General features: G+C 67.7%; 20 protein-coding genes. 14 read left to right on the top strand and 6 right to left on the bottom strand.

What is annotated here, in order from left to right:
- Positions 1-77 precede the first annotated feature (77 nt).
- The 6 genes from ACWEH3_RS07820 to ACWEH3_RS07795 all read left to right on the top strand — a co-directional run bounded on the left by ACWEH3_RS07820 (position 78) and on the right by ACWEH3_RS07795 (position 5,318).
- On the top strand, positions 78-872 hold the full coding sequence (locus tag ACWEH3_RS07820) for an LLM class F420-dependent oxidoreductase (protein WP_450023386.1): 795 nt from the start codon (positions 78-80) through the stop codon (positions 870-872).
- Between the two features lie 152 nt (positions 873-1,024).
- Entirely contained in the window at positions 1,025-2,821 is a 1,797-nt protein-coding gene (locus ACWEH3_RS07815) for an ABC transporter substrate-binding protein/permease (protein WP_450023388.1), read from the top strand.
- Complete coding sequence (locus ACWEH3_RS07810; RefSeq protein WP_450023390.1) at positions 2,822-3,547, top strand: amino acid ABC transporter ATP-binding protein; 726 nt, start codon at positions 2,822-2,824, stop codon at positions 3,545-3,547.
- 98 nt (positions 3,548-3,645) lie between these two features.
- Positions 3,646-3,942, top strand: a complete 297-nt coding sequence (locus tag ACWEH3_RS07805) for a hypothetical protein (RefSeq protein ID WP_450023392.1) — start codon at positions 3,646-3,648, stop codon at positions 3,940-3,942.
- Between the two features lie 33 nt (positions 3,943-3,975).
- Positions 3,976-4,815, top strand: coding sequence for an alpha/beta fold hydrolase (locus ACWEH3_RS07800; RefSeq protein ID WP_450023394.1), 840 nt, complete (start codon positions 3,976-3,978; stop codon positions 4,813-4,815).
- A gap of 98 nt (positions 4,816-4,913) precedes the next feature.
- Positions 4,914-5,318, top strand: a complete 405-nt coding sequence (locus tag ACWEH3_RS07795; RefSeq protein WP_450023396.1) for a nitroreductase family deazaflavin-dependent oxidoreductase — start codon at positions 4,914-4,916, stop codon at positions 5,316-5,318.
- An 11-nt stretch (positions 5,319-5,329) separates the two neighbouring features.
- Here the strand turns inward: ACWEH3_RS07795 and ACWEH3_RS07790 are convergent, their stop codons facing one another.
- From ACWEH3_RS07790 to ACWEH3_RS07770, 5 genes are all read right to left on the bottom strand, one after another.
- Positions 5,330-5,560: a hypothetical protein gene (locus tag ACWEH3_RS07790; protein ID WP_355071223.1), complete on the bottom strand. Its 231-nt coding sequence runs from the start codon at positions 5,558-5,560 to the stop codon at positions 5,330-5,332.
- A gap of 219 nt (positions 5,561-5,779) precedes the next feature.
- Positions 5,780-7,036 carry a CHAT domain-containing protein gene (locus ACWEH3_RS07785; protein ID WP_450023398.1) on the bottom strand — a complete coding sequence of 419 codons (1,257 nt, stop codon included), beginning with the start codon at positions 7,034-7,036 and terminating at the stop codon, positions 5,780-5,782.
- Entirely contained in the window at positions 7,033-8,559 is a 1,527-nt protein-coding gene (locus ACWEH3_RS07780; protein ID WP_450023400.1) for a tetratricopeptide repeat protein, read from the bottom strand. The genes ACWEH3_RS07785 and ACWEH3_RS07780 overlap by 4 nt, the downstream gene beginning before the upstream one ends.
- Before the next feature lies 1 nt (position 8,560).
- The gene (locus ACWEH3_RS07775) at positions 8,561-9,580 is read right to left on the bottom strand and encodes a hypothetical protein (RefSeq protein WP_450023402.1); all 1,020 of its coding nucleotides are present in this window, start codon (positions 9,578-9,580) and stop codon (positions 8,561-8,563) included.
- Positions 9,580-10,929, bottom strand: coding sequence for a hypothetical protein (locus ACWEH3_RS07770; RefSeq protein WP_450023414.1), 1,350 nt, complete (start codon positions 10,927-10,929; stop codon positions 9,580-9,582). The genes ACWEH3_RS07775 and ACWEH3_RS07770 overlap by 1 nt, the downstream gene beginning before the upstream one ends.
- 267 nt (positions 10,930-11,196) lie before the next feature.
- Here ACWEH3_RS07770 and ACWEH3_RS07765 point away from each other — a divergent pair, with 267 nt between their 5' ends.
- From ACWEH3_RS07765 to ACWEH3_RS07730, 8 genes are all read left to right on the top strand, one after another.
- On the top strand, positions 11,197-11,559 hold the full coding sequence (locus tag ACWEH3_RS07765) for a hypothetical protein (RefSeq protein WP_450023404.1): 363 nt from the start codon (positions 11,197-11,199) through the stop codon (positions 11,557-11,559).
- A gap of 120 nt (positions 11,560-11,679) precedes the next feature.
- On the top strand, positions 11,680-12,285 hold the full coding sequence (locus tag ACWEH3_RS07760; RefSeq protein WP_450023406.1) for a hypothetical protein: 606 nt from the start codon (positions 11,680-11,682) through the stop codon (positions 12,283-12,285).
- Positions 12,286-12,357: 72 nt separating this feature from the next.
- Positions 12,358-12,939, top strand: a complete 582-nt coding sequence (locus ACWEH3_RS07755; protein ID WP_355071234.1) for a hypothetical protein — start codon at positions 12,358-12,360, stop codon at positions 12,937-12,939.
- Positions 12,940-13,477: 538 nt separating this feature from the next.
- The gene (locus ACWEH3_RS07750) at positions 13,478-14,050 is read left to right on the top strand and encodes a TetR/AcrR family transcriptional regulator (protein ID WP_450023408.1); all 573 of its coding nucleotides are present in this window, start codon (positions 13,478-13,480) and stop codon (positions 14,048-14,050) included.
- A 662-nt stretch (positions 14,051-14,712) separates the two neighbouring features.
- Positions 14,713-15,189: a DUF1772 domain-containing protein gene (locus ACWEH3_RS07745; RefSeq protein ID WP_450023410.1), complete on the top strand. Its 477-nt coding sequence runs from the start codon at positions 14,713-14,715 to the stop codon at positions 15,187-15,189.
- 104 nt (positions 15,190-15,293) lie between these two features.
- Complete coding sequence (locus ACWEH3_RS07740; RefSeq protein ID WP_450023412.1) at positions 15,294-15,692, top strand: PPOX class F420-dependent oxidoreductase; 399 nt, start codon at positions 15,294-15,296, stop codon at positions 15,690-15,692.
- A 242-nt stretch (positions 15,693-15,934) separates the two neighbouring features.
- Entirely contained in the window at positions 15,935-16,471 is a 537-nt protein-coding gene (locus tag ACWEH3_RS07735) for a VOC family protein (protein WP_450022076.1), read from the top strand.
- On the top strand, positions 16,464-17,267 hold the full coding sequence (locus ACWEH3_RS07730) for a MerR family transcriptional regulator (RefSeq protein WP_450022078.1): 804 nt from the start codon (positions 16,464-16,466) through the stop codon (positions 17,265-17,267). Before ACWEH3_RS07735 ends, ACWEH3_RS07730 begins: the two co-directional genes overlap by 8 nt.
- 13 nt (positions 17,268-17,280) lie before the next feature.
- Here the strand turns inward: ACWEH3_RS07730 and ACWEH3_RS07725 are convergent, their stop codons facing one another.
- Positions 17,281-17,940 carry a GAP family protein gene (locus ACWEH3_RS07725; RefSeq protein WP_450022080.1) on the bottom strand — a complete coding sequence of 220 codons (660 nt, stop codon included), beginning with the start codon at positions 17,938-17,940 and terminating at the stop codon, positions 17,281-17,283.
- Positions 17,941-18,236 lie beyond the last annotated feature (296 nt).

Below are 18,236 nucleotides of genomic sequence, written 5' to 3'. Positions count from 1 at the left end.
CGTGCGGCTACCTGCGGGAACCCCACCGCGCCGGTAGCCTCGGGGCGGGGGCGGGCCGAGCGACGAGGAGTAATGCCATGAGTCGTCCAGTTCGTATCGGAGTTCAGCTACAACCGCAGCACGCGCCGGAGTACCGGCTCATCCGTGACGCGGTGTTGCGGTGCGAGGACGCCGGCGTCGACATCGTGTTCAACTGGGACCATTTCTACCCGCTCACCGGCGATCCGGACGGCGCGCACTTCGAGTGCTGGACGATGCTGGGCGCGTTCGCCGAGCAGACCGAACGGGTGGAGATCGGCGCGCTGGTCACCGGCGGCGGCTACCGCAATCCGGATCTGCTGGCCGATATGGCGCGCACCGTCGACCACATCAGCGGCGGCCGGCTCATCCTCGGCATCGGCGCGGGCTGGTTCGAGAAGGACTACGACGAGTACGGCTACGAATTCGGCACCCCGGGCAGCAGGCTCGAGTTGCTGAAGGAGGCCCTCGCCCGGATCAGCGCCCGGCTGCCGAAGCTCAATCCGCGCCCGACTCGTGACCTGCCGATCCTGATCGGCGGCGGTGGCGAGAAGAAGACCTTGCGGCTGGTCGCGCAGTACGCCGACATGTGGCACACCTTCGCCGACCTGGACGTGCTCGCGCGCAAGAACAAAGTGCTCGCCGAGCACTGCGCCGCCGTCGGCACCGATCAAGCGCGCATCGAGCGCTCGGTGCAGTGGCCGGGACTGGAGAAGGCGCCCGCTTTCGTCGAGGCGGGGGTGACCACCTTCACCATCGGGGCCAGCGGACCGGATTACGACCTGAGCGAGGTCGCGAAGGCCGTGCGATGGCGCGACGAGGTCAACCCGGAACCGGTGAGCGGGCTGGCCTGATCCGGGTCGCCCGGCGACTGTTGCGCGAGGGCGGTGTGGAGTTCGAATCACCGTGATCGGAACTCTGGACCGCCGTGGCGGCATGGATTCCGGCAATTCCGGCCTTGGGGTAGCCGTGGGTTAGCAGAATTCCGCAGTTAAGGTTGTCCGTCATGGCTGTTCTGCCCGCTGTTCGGTCTCGTGCGTTGATCGCCGTGATATTGCTTGCCGTCGGTCTCAGCGCGACGGCGTGCGGTTCCGGCTCCGACGACGCGAGTACCGGGCGCAACCTCTGCGCACCGCCCGGCCCGGCCGCCGCCTCCGCCGCGCCGACCAACCTGTCCTCCTCGGCCGCCGCGGGCAGCGATCGCTACACCACCGCGACCACCGCGCCGCTGACCTCGATCGACGTCTCGAAGCTCGGCTTGATCACGCCCGGCAAGCTCAGCGTCGGCACACTCTCGGACGCGCCGCCGAGCATCTGCGTCGATCGGCAGGGCACGTTCACCGGCTTCGACAACGAGCTGCTGAAGGCGATCGGCGCGAAGCTCGGCCTCCAGGTGGAATTCTCCGGCACCGAGTTCGCCGGGCTGCTCGCCCAGGTGTCCGGCGGCCGCTTCGACGTGGGCTCGTCCAACATCACCACTACCGACGCGCGCCGCCAGCTGGTCGGCTTCACCAACGGCTACGACTTCGGCTACTTCTCCCTTGTGGTGCCGAGCGGCAGCGCCATCAAGGGGTTCGCCGACCTGAACCGGAGCACACGGATCGCGGTGGTGCAGGGCACCGTGCAGGACGAGTTCGTCGTGAACCAGTTGCATCTGGACCCGGTGAAGTTCCCCGACTACAACACCGCCTACGCCAACTTGAAGTCCGGCCAGGTGGACGCCTGGGTGGCGCCGTCCGCTCAAGCGGAAGGCGCGATCAAGCCGGGCGACGGAACATCCGTGTCGCAGAACACCTTCAGCCTGGACAACTTCGTCGGTTACGCAGTCGCCAAGAACAACCAGCCGCTGATCGACGCGCTCAACAGCGGCCTGGACGCGGTGATCGCGGACGGCACCTACGCCAAGCTCTACACCGACTGGGTGCCACGGGAGCTGCCGCCGGGCTGGAAGCCGGGCTCGCGGGCCGCGCCCGCGCCGCAGCTGCCCGACTTCGCTGCACTCGCGGCGGGCAAGAAAAAGGACGAGACGGAGCAGAACGCGCCGAAATCCACGGTGCAGCAGTTGCGGGAGACGTTCTTCGACTGGTCGTTGTACCGCAAGGCATTTCCCGATCTGTTGAAGACCGGCCTGCCCAATACCTTGATTCTCGCGGTGGTCTCGGGTGCGCTCGGCACCGTGATCGGCATGCTGCTCGCGGTCGCCGGTATTTCGCGGACCCGCTGGTTGCGCTGGCCCGCGCGGGTTTACACCGACATCTTCCGCGGTTTGCCCGCCGTGGTGATCATCCTGCTGATCGGTCTCGGCGTCGGGCCGGTGGTGCGCAACCTCACCGGCAACAACCCCTACTGGCTCGGTGCGGTCGCGCTGGCGTTGCTCGCCTCGGCCTACATCGGTGAGATCTTCCGCTCCGGCATCCAATCGGTCGAGGCCGGGCAGTTGGAGGCGGCGCGCGCCATCGGTTTCGGTTACCGCCAGGCTATGACGCTGGTGGTGATCCCGCAGGGCGTGCGCCGGGTGCTCCCGGCTCTGATGAACCAGTTCATCGCCCTCATCAAGGATTCCTCGCTGATCTACTTCCTCGGCCTGCTCGCCACCCAGCGCGAGCTGTTCGCCGTCGGCCGCGATCTCAACGCGCAGACCGGCAATCTCTCGCCGCTGGTGGCCGCCGGTCTGGTCTATCTGCTGCTCACCATCCCGCTCACCCACCTGGTGAACTACATCGACCGCCGGATGCGGACCGGCCGACCCGACCGGCCGATCGACCAGGTGGAGGCGGCCACGATCACGGAAGGGCGCGGATAGATGAGTGCCTCCCTCACCGGTACCGGACTGCATCTGACGCTCGGGCACAACCACGTGCTGCGCGGGATCGACATTCACGTCGACGCGGGCAAGACCGTCACCGTCATCGGGCCGTCCGGGTCGGGCAAGTCGACCCTGCTGCGCGTGCTGAACCGGTTGTACGAGCCCGATCAGGGTGACGTGCTGCTGGACGGCAAGTCCGTGCTCACCGAGAATCCGGACCGGCTGCGGCAGCGCATCGGCATGGTGTTCCAGCATTTCAATCTGTTCCCGCACAAGACCGTCGCGGAGAACGTCGCGCTGGGCCCGCGCAAGCTGCGCGGCCTGTCCAAGGATCAAGCGCGAGCACTGGCCGTCGAGCAGTTGGAGATCGTCGGTCTGGCCGACAAGGCCGATTCCCGTCCCGGGAACCTCTCCGGCGGGCAGCAGCAGCGCGTGGCCATCGCGCGGGCGCTGGCGATGCAACCGGAGCTCATGTTCTTCGACGAGGCCACCTCGGCGCTGGATCCCGAGCTGGTGAAGGGCGTGCTCGGTCTGATGACCGACCTCGCCTCCGGCGGCATGTCGATGGTCGTGGTCACCCACGAGATGGGCTTCGCCCGCACGGTGTCCGACAGCGTGGTGTTCATGGATCAGGGGCAGGTCGTGGAGACCGGCACGCCCGACGCTTTGTTCGACGACGCGCGGACCCCGCGTTTGCAGAGGTTCCTCGCCCAGGTGCTCTGAGTCGGTAGCACACTCGGAGCAACTTTCATTGATGCGCATCTGCTAATGTATTTGTCATCACGATTCCAGCTATCCGCGCGAGGAAAGAGGGAAATTCGATGACCACAGCACACGCCCAGCACACCGGCCACGATCATGTGCACGGCCCGGACTGCGGGCACACGGCGTTCCAGCACGGCGATCACATCGACTACGCCCACGATGGTCATCTGCATCGCGAACACGCGGGTCACTACGACGAATGCGAGCAGTCCGAGCACTGCGAGTGCCGCGATCACCCGCACCGGCACGGTCCGAACTGCGGCCACGAGGCCGTCCAGCACGGCGACCACGTCGACTACCTGCACGACGGCCATCGTCACGCCGCCCACGACGGTCACTTCGACGAGCACTGATTCGCGTCGGTCTCCGGTTCTAGAGTCGGGAGGGTGATCGAAGAACTCGAGATTCGTACCGGGGCGGGAACCTTCGACGTACTGGCCGCCGGCGCTCCCGGCGGACGGGAAGTGCTGCTGCTGCACGAGTTCCCCCAAGGCGCACGGGAGTGGGAGTTCCAGCTCCGCGTGCTCGGCGGCGGCGGGTGCCGCGCGGTCGCGCCCGACCAGCGCGGGTACTCGCCGGGAGTGCGGCCGGAGCGAGCCGCCGACTATCGGCTCGAGGAACTGGTCGGCGACGTGGTCGCGATAGCCGACGCGCTGGGGTGGGAGCGCTTCGACCTGATCGGCCACGGCTGCGGCGCGCGGGTCGGATGGGCAATGGCGGCGGAGCTGCCGGAGCGCGTCCGCACGTTCAGCGCGGTGTCGCATCCGCATCCTTCCGCGCTCCAGCAGGCGATAGCCGAGGACGAGGATCAAGCGTTGCGGTCCCACCATGTGATCGCCCTTCGGCAGCCGCGCACCGCGGAGCGGGCTTTGCTCGCCGACGACGCCGCCGCGCTGCGCCGGATCTTCGAGTGGAAGATCCCGGAGGAACGCGTCGAGGATTACGTGGGCCGGTTGTCGCAGCCCGGCGCGCTCACCGCCGCGCTGAACTGGTATCGCGCCATGGACCTCGCCGGTCCGACCGGCCCGGCGTGCGTTCCCACCTTGTACGTATGGGGCACCGAGGACGCGACCTTCGGCTCCACCGCGGCGCTGGCCACCGGAAAGTACGTCTCCGGCCCGTACCGATTCGAGATGCTCGAGGACGTCTCGCACTGGGTTCCGGAAGAGGCGCCCGAGGCGCTGACCCGCCTGCTGATCCAGCACCTGCTCGCCCATCGCGGGTGAATGCCTCGGCGGCGCTGTTTGTTCCGCCGTTCCCCGCACACGGTGTGCGGACGGAGGGAAAGCTGGGTCTCGTCCACCGACAGCAAGGGAGGTGAACCGTGGACGTCAAGGAAGTCAATCGGCGAACCATCGCCCAGTTCCGAGCGGGCGGCGAGATCGAAGGTATGCAACACGACCGTCTGATCTTGCTGACGACGATCGGCCGCAGAACCGGCGCCCCGTACACCACCCCGCTGATGTTCCACCACGACGGCGACCGCCTGCTCGTCGTCGCTTCCAACGTCGGTGCGCCGAAGCATCCCGACTGGTACGCGAACCTGCGGGAGAACCCACGCGTCACCGTCGAAGTGGGCGAGGAGAGCTATCCGGCGCTGGCCGCCCCGTTGACCGGCGACGACCGTGCCCGCACCTGGGCGATGCTGAAGAACACCTACCCGTTCTTCGCCGAACACGAGATGCAGACGCCCCGGGTCATCCCGGTGGTCGCCCTCACGCGCGCGTGACGAGCGCCGGACTAGCGGCGGGCACGCGTGTCGGCCGCGTCGACTCGCCGATCGGCGACCAGGTCGAGCAGGGCGGTCAGATTGTCGGGGTCGGTGGGGTCCACGGCGCCTTCCGGTAGAGCCAGTTCGGTGAGCCGTTGGCCCCGGTGGAAGGCGGCGGGGCGCAGCGGCGGCGCGTCGTCGGGTTGTCCGAGGATGGTGGCGAGGTTTCCGTCGTTGTCGTAGACGGCGTAGTAGCGCATTGGTGGGCTCCTCAGAGGCCGGTCGAGGCGGTCATCCGACTGGTCTTGCTGGTTCTCCTGATCGCGAATCGTGATGGGTGACGGCGTTCGAGCTTATCCACACGTTCGAAGCTGGGTGTCGGTTTGCGCACTAGTTGCGTTACCCATTTTCGCGCGTTTCCCGCGGCATCGCCGCACGTAGACCGGTATATGGAGACCGCGCGGGATGGTTTGCCCGAGTTAGGCGCACACGGTGGCGAAGGCCGCCCAGAGCACCGGGGAATGCTCGATCCGGCCGGTGTCGCGCCATGCGGTGAGACGGTCGCGCTGCCATGCGGCGATGGCGGTCACGGGGTCGGGTCGCTCGTGCGCCTCGTCGATGGCGCAGATCGTCTCCTGGAGCGGATGGGCCTGGGCCGGTGCGCCCGCGACGCGCTGAAAGGCGAAATCGGTGGGCAGCGGCCACCGGCTGGCGGTGATCAGTTCCGCGCCGCCGGTGATCATCGCGGCGGTCAAGCCGAGCGCTTCGCTGAACCGCAGGTCGCCGCCGCTCTCACAGGCGATCAGCGCGACCCGGCTCGGCATCGGCCACAGGCGTTGCCCGGCAACAGGTTCCGATTCGATGGTGTGCGTTCCGAGTAGGAGGTCTTTGGCCGAGAGCGGCCGGTGGGTGCGGGACGGTTCCGCGAAGCCGACGGCATCGGCGGTGCAGGCGAGATGCAGTTCGGCGTCCTCACTGCGGCCCGATTCGGGCGCGGCGGCGGTGACGTGCCCGACGTAGAGCAAGCGGCTCGCGCCCGCGCGCAGGACGGAGCCGAGCCAGTCGCGATCGACATCCGTGCGCCGGAAGGCCTCGATCGGGTTCGCTACCGCGGGGCGCAAGCGGTCGTTCGCGGTGTAAATCGCCATTCGTTGTGCGAGCGGGGCTTCAGCGGTCATCCGGCCCAGCACCGAGCCGAGCGTCGAATCGGCGCGGAAGCCGGGAATGCGCGGATCCAGCACCGCGACGACCGGCCGCGCGGCGGCCTCGGTCCAGGTGCGGGCGACCCGTCCGGGCGCTTGCACGACGCTGGCAGGCGCGAGCAGGCTGACGTCGGCGATGTCGATCAGCCGGACGTCGCGATCCGGCGCGATGAGTTCCCACGGCACCTGGGCGACACGCGGTGACGGTTGCAGCCGGATATGCGCGCGCACGCCGCGCTGCCACAGCTCGTAGAGCTGTGCGGCCAGGCCATGAGGCAACAGCGCTCGCGAAAGCGCCTGCGCGACGGCATATTCCCGCTCGTAGTCGGCGAACGCGCCGGTGGTGAGCGCCCGCTCGAGACCGCCGGGCTCGGCGGGACGCGGCAGCGCGTCGGCGAGCAGTCCGACCGCCCGCATCGCCGCGTCTTCCGGGAGCACGCCCGCGCCGCGAGGCGCGCTGTGGTCGACCCATCGCCACGACACGTAGATGTCTCCCGCGTCCGCCATGCGGACCAGCACCGTCGGTCGCGTCATACCGTCAGCACCCGATCGTCGCGGATCACCCGGCCGTAGCGCTGTTCGGCGGCGGCGATGAACGGCGCGAGCGCGATTCGGCCTTCCGCGGCAAGTGCCAGGCGTGGTGGCGGAGCGATCGGCAGACCCGCTCCGGCCGCGACCTCTGCCAAGGCGGCGCCCAGTTGCAGGGCGGCGTTGCCGGGATGATCGGTGCAGTCCCCTGGCGGGTCGAGCAGATCGAGCGGAAGCCGTGTGGGAGTCGCCCGTTCGGTGCGATCGAGTGCCAAAGCTGCCCCAGCGCACTGCGTTTCGACCAAGTCGGCGACGAGGACACCGTTGCCGGAAAGGTAGGCGAAGCGGAACGCCAGCCGCATCGCGGGGTCGGCGATCTGCCGGTTCCACTGCTCGCGCTGAGTACCGTTCGGCAAGGTGTGGCGCACGGCGTCGATGGCCAGGGCGGCGGGAACGGCGATCCCCATGGCGCGCCCGAGCAACTCCGCGGGCGGCGACTCGGACGCGTCGATCGCGCCTTCCAGCAGCGTCGCGTGCCAGAAATCGAGCTGGGCGCAGTGCAGGCCGAGGCCACGCTCGGCATAGACCGCGAACGCGGCGGCGAGCAATTCCTCGCACTCTCCGGCCCGCCCGGACTTGAACGCCACGGTGGCGGAACGAATGCGCAGGTCGGCGGCGTCCAGTACGGCGCCAGAGATGACGAAATACGAGAGGCTCCGCCCGTAGAGGTCCTGGGCGTCCGCCAGATCGCCGCGGCCCTCGGCGAGAAATCCCATGGTCTTGAGTCCGACTCCGGCCCGATACCCCAGCCCGGCCTGCTCGAAATAGGCCTGACTGGATCGCAGCGGCGCGTCGGCCTCGTCGTACCGCTCGAGGCGGACGAGCATGGTGGCGAGATTCTGTTCGGTCTCCGCGACCGCATTGCGGTCGCCCGCGGACTCGAACGCGGCGAGCGCTTGCCGCGTGAAATCGACGGCCAGGTCGCGGCGTCCGGTCTCGAAGTAGATGGCGGCGAGATTCATCAGCGGATGGCCGGCCAGTTGCGGCGCGAAACGCCGTGCCGCATCGAGTGATTCGGTGGCGATCTCGGCGGCATAGGCCCAGTTCTGCCGGTGCAGTGCGACGGCGGTCAGGGAGAGCAGGCATGCCACCCGCAGCACACCGAGATCGGTGTCGGTGTTGTCGGCGAGCAAGGCGCGTGCTTGCTCCAGCGCCGCCTGCGCCGCGTCGAGATCGCCAAGATGCTGAAGCGCTTGCGACATGTTGACCAGGGCATTCGGGCGCAATCGCGGCGCGTGTTCGGGCATCTCGGCCAACGCCGAGCGGTAGAGGGCGAGCGAGGCGGCGTGGTCGCCGAGTTCGTCGGCCATGCTCGCGGCGTTGATGATCGCGCCGAGCCGGATATCGCCGGCTGTTCGTTCAGCGGCGTCCTCGAACAGGCGTTTCGCCTCGGCGGGGTCACCGCGGGTGTATGCGGCGGCGCCCGCGGCGAGCAGTTCCCGGCCGTCATCCGGAATCGCCTCGGGCATATCAGAAGTCCGAATCCGATGCGGCGGCGGCGATTTCCGCCAGCAGGAGCGAGTCGGCGGGGTTGCCGGATGCTTCGTCCGCGCGGTGCAGCCGCGTTGTGACCAGGTCGCGAATCCGCGCTCGGCGGGTCGCCGCGTCCGGCTCGTGTTCGTCCACGCCGACGCCCGGGACGTAGATGTGCACGGTCACGCCCGCTTCCGCTCCGGCCGGGGCCGTGCTCTCGGCCCGCCAGAGCTCGCCGTCGCGGACCAGCGGCAGGTCTGCGGCGTCTGCCTGAGTGCGAATTCCGGCCCTGGGATGCAGGTGCGGCGGTATGTCCGTTGGCGAAAGTGGGGCGGCGACCGCGCTCACCCGCACTATCGTGGTCCCCGCCGCGCGCACCACTTCCCAGGACACGGCGCGTTCCGAGGCGTCGACCAGGCCCGGCGGGCAGCGATGCCAGTCCCAGCCCGCGCTGCCCCTGGCCAGGACGAGAGCGCCGGGCGCGACGATGGCGGCCGGTCCGGCGGCGAGCGCGTAGTCCTCGGCGCGGCCGAGCGTCGTTGCGGCCGTGCGATCTTCGAGAGCCGCGTCGGCGCCGTCGACGATCAGATCGCATTCCTCGCTCAGCGTGGCTATCTCGTCTTCCAGCAGGTCTTCGTCCAGCGGGGCGATGCCGTCCAGAGTCGACGCGGGCCACCAGCGTGCCGCCCAGCGGGCGTAGCCGAGCCGCCAGGCGCGCGCGGCGAGGTCGGGCAGGGCGGGCTCGGCGGTGTACTCCCCTTCACTGCCGCTCGTTTCGTCGAGAGCGATGGCCACCTCTGGGCCGTACACCGCCCAGATCCACTCCTGTGCGAGGTCGAGGTCGTCGAGTACCGCCGCCGGGGTCGTCTGCCCGCTGAGCAGGCTCCACGTCAGATGCCCGCCCGCCACCTCGAGCACGAGCACGTCCACCGCGGCCGTGCCGTCCACGACGGTCGGAGCGTCGTCCGGCGCGATGATCCACAGGCCGTCGCGGCGGCGGATGCGTACGGTCGTCATCAGCTCGCCTTCGTTTCCGCCGCGTCCGGCTCGCCCGCGTTCGCCCGCACGCTCAGCGCCCGCTTGACCCGCGTGCGATGGTCCAGGATCACCGAACGCGCCACACCGTCGAGCAGATCCCACAGCTCGTCCGGATCGTGGACGGCGAACTCCCGGACATCTCTGCCGTGCAACCGGACCCACAAGCGCCGCAGGTACGGCTGCCACGGCGTGCTCAGCTCGGCGGCGATGGCGGCCAGCGGACCGGTGGGCCGCTCGGCGGACACCACCAGCCGCCGCGCCTGCAACACGTATGCTTCCCGCTGCCAGCGGCTGTTCACCACCTGATGCGCCGTGGATTGCGTTGTTTCCGTCTCTGTTTCGGCCAGACGTAGACGCGGTCGGCCCGTCGACTGTTCACGACGGTGCTCGATGGGCGCCAAACCGGTCGCCAGCGCGGTCCCCGCCGTCGCTGTTACGCGCAGCGACTCGTCCAGCAGCGCCCACGGTGCACAACTCCGCGCGATCTCGGCGTCGACCAGCTCGGGGATCGGCGGCAGCTCCGCGCGCTCGGTGGATGCCTGGAGCACGGTGAACACCCGCTCGTACACGGTGCGATCGAACGGGAGTCCGAGGGTCGATTTCGAGGCCGAAGAGCCGATCGAGGGGCGCGGCGGCACCGGATGCGTGGTCAACCCGAGTTCCTGAGCGGACGCGTCCTGCCACAGCCGGATCCCCGTGTGCGTACCCGCATGGGCGGCGATCAGCCGGTCCAGGGTCTCCTGTCCGTCGGCGTCTTCGCCGAGTCGTGCGGCCGCACTGGCTTCCAGCAGCTCGTCCACCTCCGCCTCGTGGTCACCGCCCGGCGGTCCGGTGAGCGGACGCCGCCGCCAGGCCAGCTCGAGCAGACCGGCCAGCTCCCGTTCCCGCTCGCGGTCGATGAGGTATTCCTTCAGCGCCTGCGTGGTGCGTCCGGCGGTGTACTCGTGGATCTCGCGCAGTGCGTCCTCCGCGACTCCGCGCGCCCGCGCCGGATCCGGCATACCCGAGGTGGTCGCCAGCTCGAAACAGCGCTGGAAATACAGGTCCTGCGGGTGCCCCTCGGTGATCCGCAGCGTCCGCCGCACCTGCTTGAGCACCGTGAACCAGGCCGCCGTCGCACGCAGTACATCGGCCGCCGCCTGAATGCGCGCCTCCAGCAACACCGCGCCATCCGCCGTCAGGATCGGCCCCGCGCACAACGGATGCTGCACGGGCCGGATCACCAATGGATCGAGCACGAGCTTCACCGTCCGCCGCAGCGGACCCCCGTGCGGGCCGCTCAGCGGTTCGACACCCTCGAGCCTGCGCCACACCTCATCGAGCACCATGGCGCGCGGTCGTCGCATGCGTGCAGTGTATTGCCGCGACTCTCGTCCCGGCGGGTGCACGGCAACCTCACGACGGATTCCTCGGCGTCGGTCGTATACGAACCGGCGCCGCAAGCAGTCAAGGGCTCCGAGGTAAGCCGTCACCACCAGGAACGGACGTTTCGTATCGGAAGCCGAATTGTCTGCACTCACTGTTGGTTTCAGATCTGCCAGTCGTAACATCCAGCCGCTGACGGCCGAAGAGAACCCTGAACAGGAGGAGATTCTATGAAGAAAGTGTTTACTACTGCTGTACGCGTCGCGGCGGCCGGTGTTTCAGGTTTGGCATTCGTCGCGATTGTCGGTTCCGGGACCGCCCAAGCGGCGCCGCAGGATTGCGTCGTCGAGCGAGACCTTTTCGGTGCGTCGGCGAGTTGCCAACCCGACGGAGGAAGCAACTACGTCTTGCACGTCGACTGCTTCGGCCTCTACGCCAGCGGGCCGTTCCCGCAGTATGGTGTCGGCTCCTACCAAGCGCTCAGCTACCCCTTCACGCCGAGCGGCCAGCGCGTCACCACGGGATGCACGGGAATGGGTCCCGGTGTGGTGGCGGTGGCGACCAACGCTTACGTCGAGATTTATCGCGGTTAGGTTCTGTCTCGAAGTGGTGTGACTTCGAACTGGGTGTGGCTTACCACACACCATTGAATCCGGGGCCTAAGGTCTGACTCGGTCCGCCCATCGGGGGCAGCTGAGTGGAGGGATTCGAAGATGAAGTTCGAGAAGATCACCGCTGCCGTTTTCCTGGCCGTCTCGGCCGTGGGTATCACCGCGGCGACCGCCCATGCGGAGCCGGCCGTAACGGAGCAGCCGACTGCGGGGTACACAACTTCCGGTGTGGATCAGGGAATTCCCTACCGGATCACTGTTTCGCCAGTCGACGGCGTCGTTACCACTACCGTCGAAAACAGCAGGTTCGAGATCGCGCAGAACGGTGCGGTGGTGCTCGAGTCCGGCGACGGAGCGGCAGTGACCGAGGTGCCGCAACAGTACGCCGTCGACGGGCATTCGATCGCGATCGCGCAGCACATCGGCGCGGACGGCCGCACCCTGACCTCGACACCGACCGCAGAAGATACCGCGCAACTGAAGGACATCAGCTCCTACGACCGGCTCAAGGAACAGATCAACAAGAACCTGCCCGGCGTCGTCGCCGGTGCCATCGTGGGCGGGCTCCTCGGAGCGTGCGTGATCCTGGTGTGGGGAGTCAGCATCCCCATCGGCGCGCTGATCGGTGGAACCATCGGCGGATACGCCATGGGCGGCCCGGAGTTTCTCGACGCCGTACAGGCGTTTGTCGCCAACCAGGGCAGGTGAGATAGCGGCCGACTCGACACGGCCGGTCGCCCGCGGACCGTTGCACCATCCCCTATGCGGGAAGATAAGGGCGTGGATCAGGAGATTTCGAGAGCCGGCGCCGACCTGCTGGCGGCCGACATCGAGTCGGCTCTCGGCTTCGAGGTACACATCGACGAAACGATCCCCGAGCATCGGCGCCGGATGTCTTTTGCACCGGCCTGGTGGATCGAGTTCAGCGTCCCGGCACTGAACGTCTTCGTCGGCACCAGCCCCGGCGAGTTCACGCCCAGCGGTGTGGCATGCGAGCTCGCCTGGCATATCCACGACGACGTCCTGTCCCGCAGCGGGAAGATCTGGCCCGCCGACCCTGCGGGTGGGGACCAGCCGTTGCTGCCCACCCTTGACGGATGGTGCGGACAGGGCGGCTCGACACCGTTCGGGCAGGTCGAGGCAGCGAAGGATCCCGATCCGGACCTCGACGGTGTGGTCCGGTGGTGGCTGCCCCGCCATTCCGACGGGCTCATTGCCAGCCACTCCGGCGACGTGTGGTTCTGCCTGTGGGAGTACAAAGGCGACGAACAACTCATTACCCCGGGCATGCCGGTGACATGGTCCATCGGCGAAGGCGGACACGGAAAGTACCGCAAGGCAAGCGAAGTCCGGCCAGCTTAGCCGTAGTTTCTTCTCGGAGACCGCGCGGCCGAGGTGTCTCGTGAACGATTGTTCACGAGACACGCTGCCCCGCAACATGTTTCCGCATGCTGAATGTGTAAAGCATCCCGTGTACGCGGCAACGTCAACCTGTCGGGGGTTACCGATACATTCCGTGCATGAGAATCGGCTACGGGCGGGTATCCACCCGCGACCAGCATCCGGGGCCCAGCACGCCGCGCTCACCGCGGCCGGGTGCGAGCAGATCTTCCTCGACAAGGTTTCCGGCAAGCTCGCCTCCGTCCGGAACTTGACAAGGCGCTGCTGGTGGCCAACCGGGAAGGCGATCAACCAGCGGTGCACGACGGAAGGGCTCGTAGCAACCTGCGTGGGGCAGGCTATCCGCCAATCACCTCGACGAACGCGGACAGCCACGAGAACCACCGCCTCACACTCGCCGTGGCAGCATAAGGTATTGAGAATCCAGGTGACGCCCGTGTTGTGCCGTTGCCACCAAATCTAGTGACACTAGATTGTCAAGCGATGCTATAGTCGGGCTATGGGGATCCAGACGCGACGAGAACGCGAACGCGCCGAGCGGCACCGGCTGATCATCGACACCGCTCGGGAGTTGGCCGAGTCGCAGGGGTGGGACGCGGTGACTGTGCGTAGGTTGGCGGAACGGATCGAATACAGCCAGCCTGTGCTGTATTCGCATTTCGCGGGTAAGGACGAGATCGTGTCGGCGGTCGCCGAGGACGGTATCGCGGAGATGGCCGCGTGGAGCCGCGCGGCGTTGGAGTCCGCGAGCGGCGAGCCGCGCGCGGCGTTGGCGGCGGTGGCGCGGTCCTACCTCGAGTTCGCGGCCGCGCGGCCCGCGCTCTACGACGCGATGTTCCTGATGAAGGTGAACCTCGCGTTCGGCGAGAATGCCTCGCAGCCGCTGCGGGACGCGTTCGCCGTCATGTTCGCCGCCTTCTCACCGTTCGCGGGCGAGCACGATCCGGAGACCTTCACCGAGGTCGGCTGGAGCGCCCTGCACGGCTTGGCGACCCTGGATCGCGGCGGACGTCTGCGACCGGCTCAGCGGGATGCCCGTCTGGCGGTGTTGATCGACCAGTGGACCCGGTAGAGCTCTGCCGTGGTGAGCGGGCCGATCCGGGAGTCGTCATTCCTGGCCCGGCCCGCGCGTATTTGAACCGAGTCATGCCCAGAACTATTGCCTCCGAAGACTCTGACATTCCGGATTTCGTCGCGTAGTTCCGCACACGGGTGGTGACCCGATTCGCGGTTTCGGCGAGCCGCGGTTTTCCGTCTCCGGTGCGCCGAATCCAGGTCGGGCCGGAAACGACCATTTTTGTTCCATCGCATCGCGCGGTATGCGGCATTGAGTGCTCTCTGCGGGTGGCCCCGGTGTGCGGCCGTGATGCCGCCCGCCTGAGCTGCGGCGGCGTCGCCGGGCAGCAGGTCGGCTCACCGGCGTCGAGGTGGGGGCGTGTCGGGTGCCGTCGATCGCCGACCCCGACGCGGTCGGGCTGTCCGCGACCCGGTCGCCGAGGGGCGGGGCCGTAAGGAGCTTCTAGTGATCCCGCAGGCCGAAGACCTACCGACGTTCGGTGACCGGCTTGCCGGGCGACGGTGTCCGCTCGGTCGCAACGCGCATGTGCGGCTTGCTGATCCGAGCGGGACCCTGCGGTAGCGATCTGAAATCTAGCAAAGCTAGACAAGATAGCGAGCGGATGTTACCGTTGCTCCAGTTCCTAACAATGCTAGAATTTGGAAAGGGAGCCGAGAATGCTCATCGTCACCGGCCAGATCATCGCCGCCGCCGCCGTTGTCTCCAATGCCATCGTCTATGGCACCGATGTCTCCGTGGCCATGATCACCCGATCGGTCTACCGCAAGCTCGATGACGCGACCGTGACCATGAGCGCGGGCTGGGGTCACTACTACGGCGACAGGCGCATGCCGGTTGTCGGCGTGGTCGGTGTGGTCAGCGCGGTACTCACGCTGCTGATCGCGCTGTGGGCCGGTCAGATCGGCGCCGCTGTCGCGGCGGGGATCACGGTGGCGGCCCTGCTCACCTGGCTCGCTTTCTACGTCGGCATCGCCAAGCCGATCAATTCCCAGCAGACCGCCGCCGCGCGAAGCGGCATCATCCCGCCCAATGCCCGCGCCCTGCAGGACAAGTGGGACAGCATTCTGAAGTACCGGGTCACCCTGCAGTTCATCGCCCTCGCCGGTCTGTGCGCCGCGCTGATCCTGTTCTGACCTCAGAGCACGCGGCAGGCAATAGCTTGCGCTTCCCGCACCCGGCAACTCACAGCTGATCCCGGGCACACATCCGATATCGAATCCACCAGGGAGTAACCGACATGACCTTCACCATCAACGAACAGCAGTTCCTCGCGGAGGCCGGGATCGGCCGGCTGGCCACGGTGTCGCCCGACGGCGTCGTGCAGAACAACCCGACCAGCTATCGGGTGAACGCCGACGGCACGATCGACATCGGCGGCATGCGGATGCGCGCCAGTCGAAAGTACCGCAATGTCGAGGCAGGCAGCCGGGTCTCGTTCGTCGTCGACCAACAGGTTTCAGTGGAGCCATACGTGATTCGCGGCATCGAGGTACGCGGCACCGCCGAGGCGCTCGATGACGAGGAGCCACCGTTCCACCCCCAGGAACGCGCGATCATCCGAATTCACCCCGAACGGGTCATCTCCTGGGGCATCGACGGCGGACCCTTCGACTTCACCAGTCGCCGCGCCGAGTAGCCAGGAGTGCCGATCGGCGTAGCGGGTGTGCGAGTGGGGCGATCGTCGCAACCTCCCGAATCGGGAGTGTTGCGACGATCGCGTGAGCCCGCCATATCCGGGCCGTAGAGCCTCGTTCCCCACTGGTCGGGCGCGCCCTCGCCGTCGGCGGCGCACCAACGGAGTGTGTCCGAGGCAATCGCGGTGGCGGCGCCGCCTGACGGCTTGACCCTCACGCAGCGTGAGGCCGGAGGGTGGGGTGCATGAGTGATTACTACAACGCGTTCGAGATCAGTCCCGTGCCCGCTCCCGGCCCGGACGCGGTCCCGCCGGAGCTGTTCCGTGGCATTTATGGAATGCCCGCGTTCGCGACTATCCCCACGAGCGATTTGGCGGCGTCGGTGGATTTCTGGATTCGTGGGCTCGGGTTCTTCGAGCTGTTCAGCATTCCCGGCAGAGTTGTGCATCTGCGCCGGTGGGCCTTTCAGGACGTACTCCTTGTCCCGGCGGGGAGCGTTCCGGAGCAGGCGCCAGCGGTGAACTTCAGTTTCGCGTGCGTGCTCAGCCAGGTCGATTCCCTTGTTGAGAACTGTCGTGCGTTGCGCCCGAACTCGGTCGAAGGTCCACGGGATACCCCGTGGAACACCCGTGACGTGGAGGTGATCACCCCCGAGAACGCGCGGATCGTTTTCACCGCGGCGAAGCCCTTCGATCCGGCCAGTCAGGAGGCGCGGAATCTCGAGGCCGTCGGGATCACCCCACCGGGTGTCGGTCGCGGCGACAATGTTGAGCATGCCTGATGCCACTGACGCCGATGGCTTGACTGTCGGTCAGGTCTCGACGCGTCTGGGCGTGACGGTCCGCGCGCTACACCACTGGGATGAGATCGGTCTGGCGCGCCCGTCGCTACGCACCGTTGCCGGATACCGGCTCTACACCGCAGGTGATCTGGAACGCCTGCACCGCATCGTCGTCTACCGGGAGCTCGGTCTCGGCCTGAACAGGATCCGGGCCATCTTGGACGATTCGTCCGCAGACGTGCCCGGCGCATTGCGCGCGCAGCGCACCCAGATCGCCGAACGGATCGACCGGCTCCAGCGACTCGGCGCCGGACTGGATCGGATGATCGACGCCCACGAGCGCGGCCTGCTGCTGACCGTGGAACAGCAGGGCGCGATCTTCGGCCCCCAGTGGGACCCGGACTGGCCCGCCCGAGCCCGTCAGCGCTACGGAGACACGACGCAATGGCAGCAGTACGCGGAACGCTCGGCGTCTCGCGGCCCGGAAGAATGGCAGGCCATCGCCGACGCCATGGCCGACCTCGACCGTGCCCTCGGGGATGCGATGGAGGCCGGGGTCACGCCTGGGAGCCCGGAAGCGAATCAGCTCGTCGAGCGGCACCGCGAAGTTTTCGCTTCGTACTTTCCCCTCACCAGGCAGATGCAGGTCTGTCTCGGTCGCAGGTACGAGACGGATCCGGGATTCGCCGCCCACTACGACGGCATCCGCGCGGGCCTTGCCGCGTGGTTCCGTCGAATCATCGACGCCAGCGCGCGCACCCACAACATCGACCCAGACACCGCGAACTGGAAGTAGAGCGGGGGCGGAATCAGAGGCCGCGCAGACCCTTGCCGAGGACGACGGTGCCCATGATGAGCAGCACGATGGCCAACACCAGGTGGCTGTTGGCCTGGAGCCGATCGCGCAGGCGTTCGAGCGGGGTGCGTAGCCGGTCGGCGGCGAGGGTGTAGCCGAGAATCACGGCCAGCACGCTGGAGGCGGCGAGCAGAGTGAAGACGGCGACGGCGACCACTCGGCCGCCGATGCTGGTGTTGCTGGAGCCGATGATCACGCCTGCCGACAGGCACAGCAGCAGATTCTTCGGGTTCACGGCCGACAACAAGATCCCCAGCCCGGTGGCCCTGGCGACGGTGAGTCGGTCGACCGCGCGCATCCACCCGGGTACCTCGGTATCGGTGCGCGACCGCCACTGTGCCACGGCCAGCGCGAGGAGCAGTATCCCGAGCACGATCTTGACCCATGCGCCCGCCGTCGACGGTTGCCGATCAGCCGAACCACCCAGCGACCCGGACAGCAGCGCCACAAGCGTTGTCGCCGCGAGGATGCCGACGACCCAGCCGAGCGCGAACCCGCGACCGGCTCCGCCCGCGTGGGCGGACAGAATCATCAAGATCGCCGCGATGATCGGAATCGGTGAGATCGCGACCCCTACCGCGAGCGGCAACAGATCACCCAGGACAGCGCCCATCTTCGGAACCATAGGGCAGAGGGCCCGGCTACCTCGCCATTCGAAGGGACATGGCGTGTGCTCTACCCCATCTGGACGCCATCGAAAGACCACGAGTGGCACATGGTTGCGGCAAAGCCCGAGAAGCCCTCTCCACCATGTGCCACTCGCCGGGCCTCTTCCTGTTGGCGTTGAGCGCTCATGGTCCGTCGTAGAGGCGCTCGTTCGGCAACCGCCGTAGGCCGGTCGTGTCGCCGGGGATCACCTCGGCGACCTGTACCTCGAGAAAACCGACGAGGTGCGGCAGTACCGTCAAG

Source organism: Nocardia sp. NPDC004718 (genome assembly GCF_053601535.1).
This window is presented reverse-complemented; position numbering and strand designations above follow the sequence as displayed.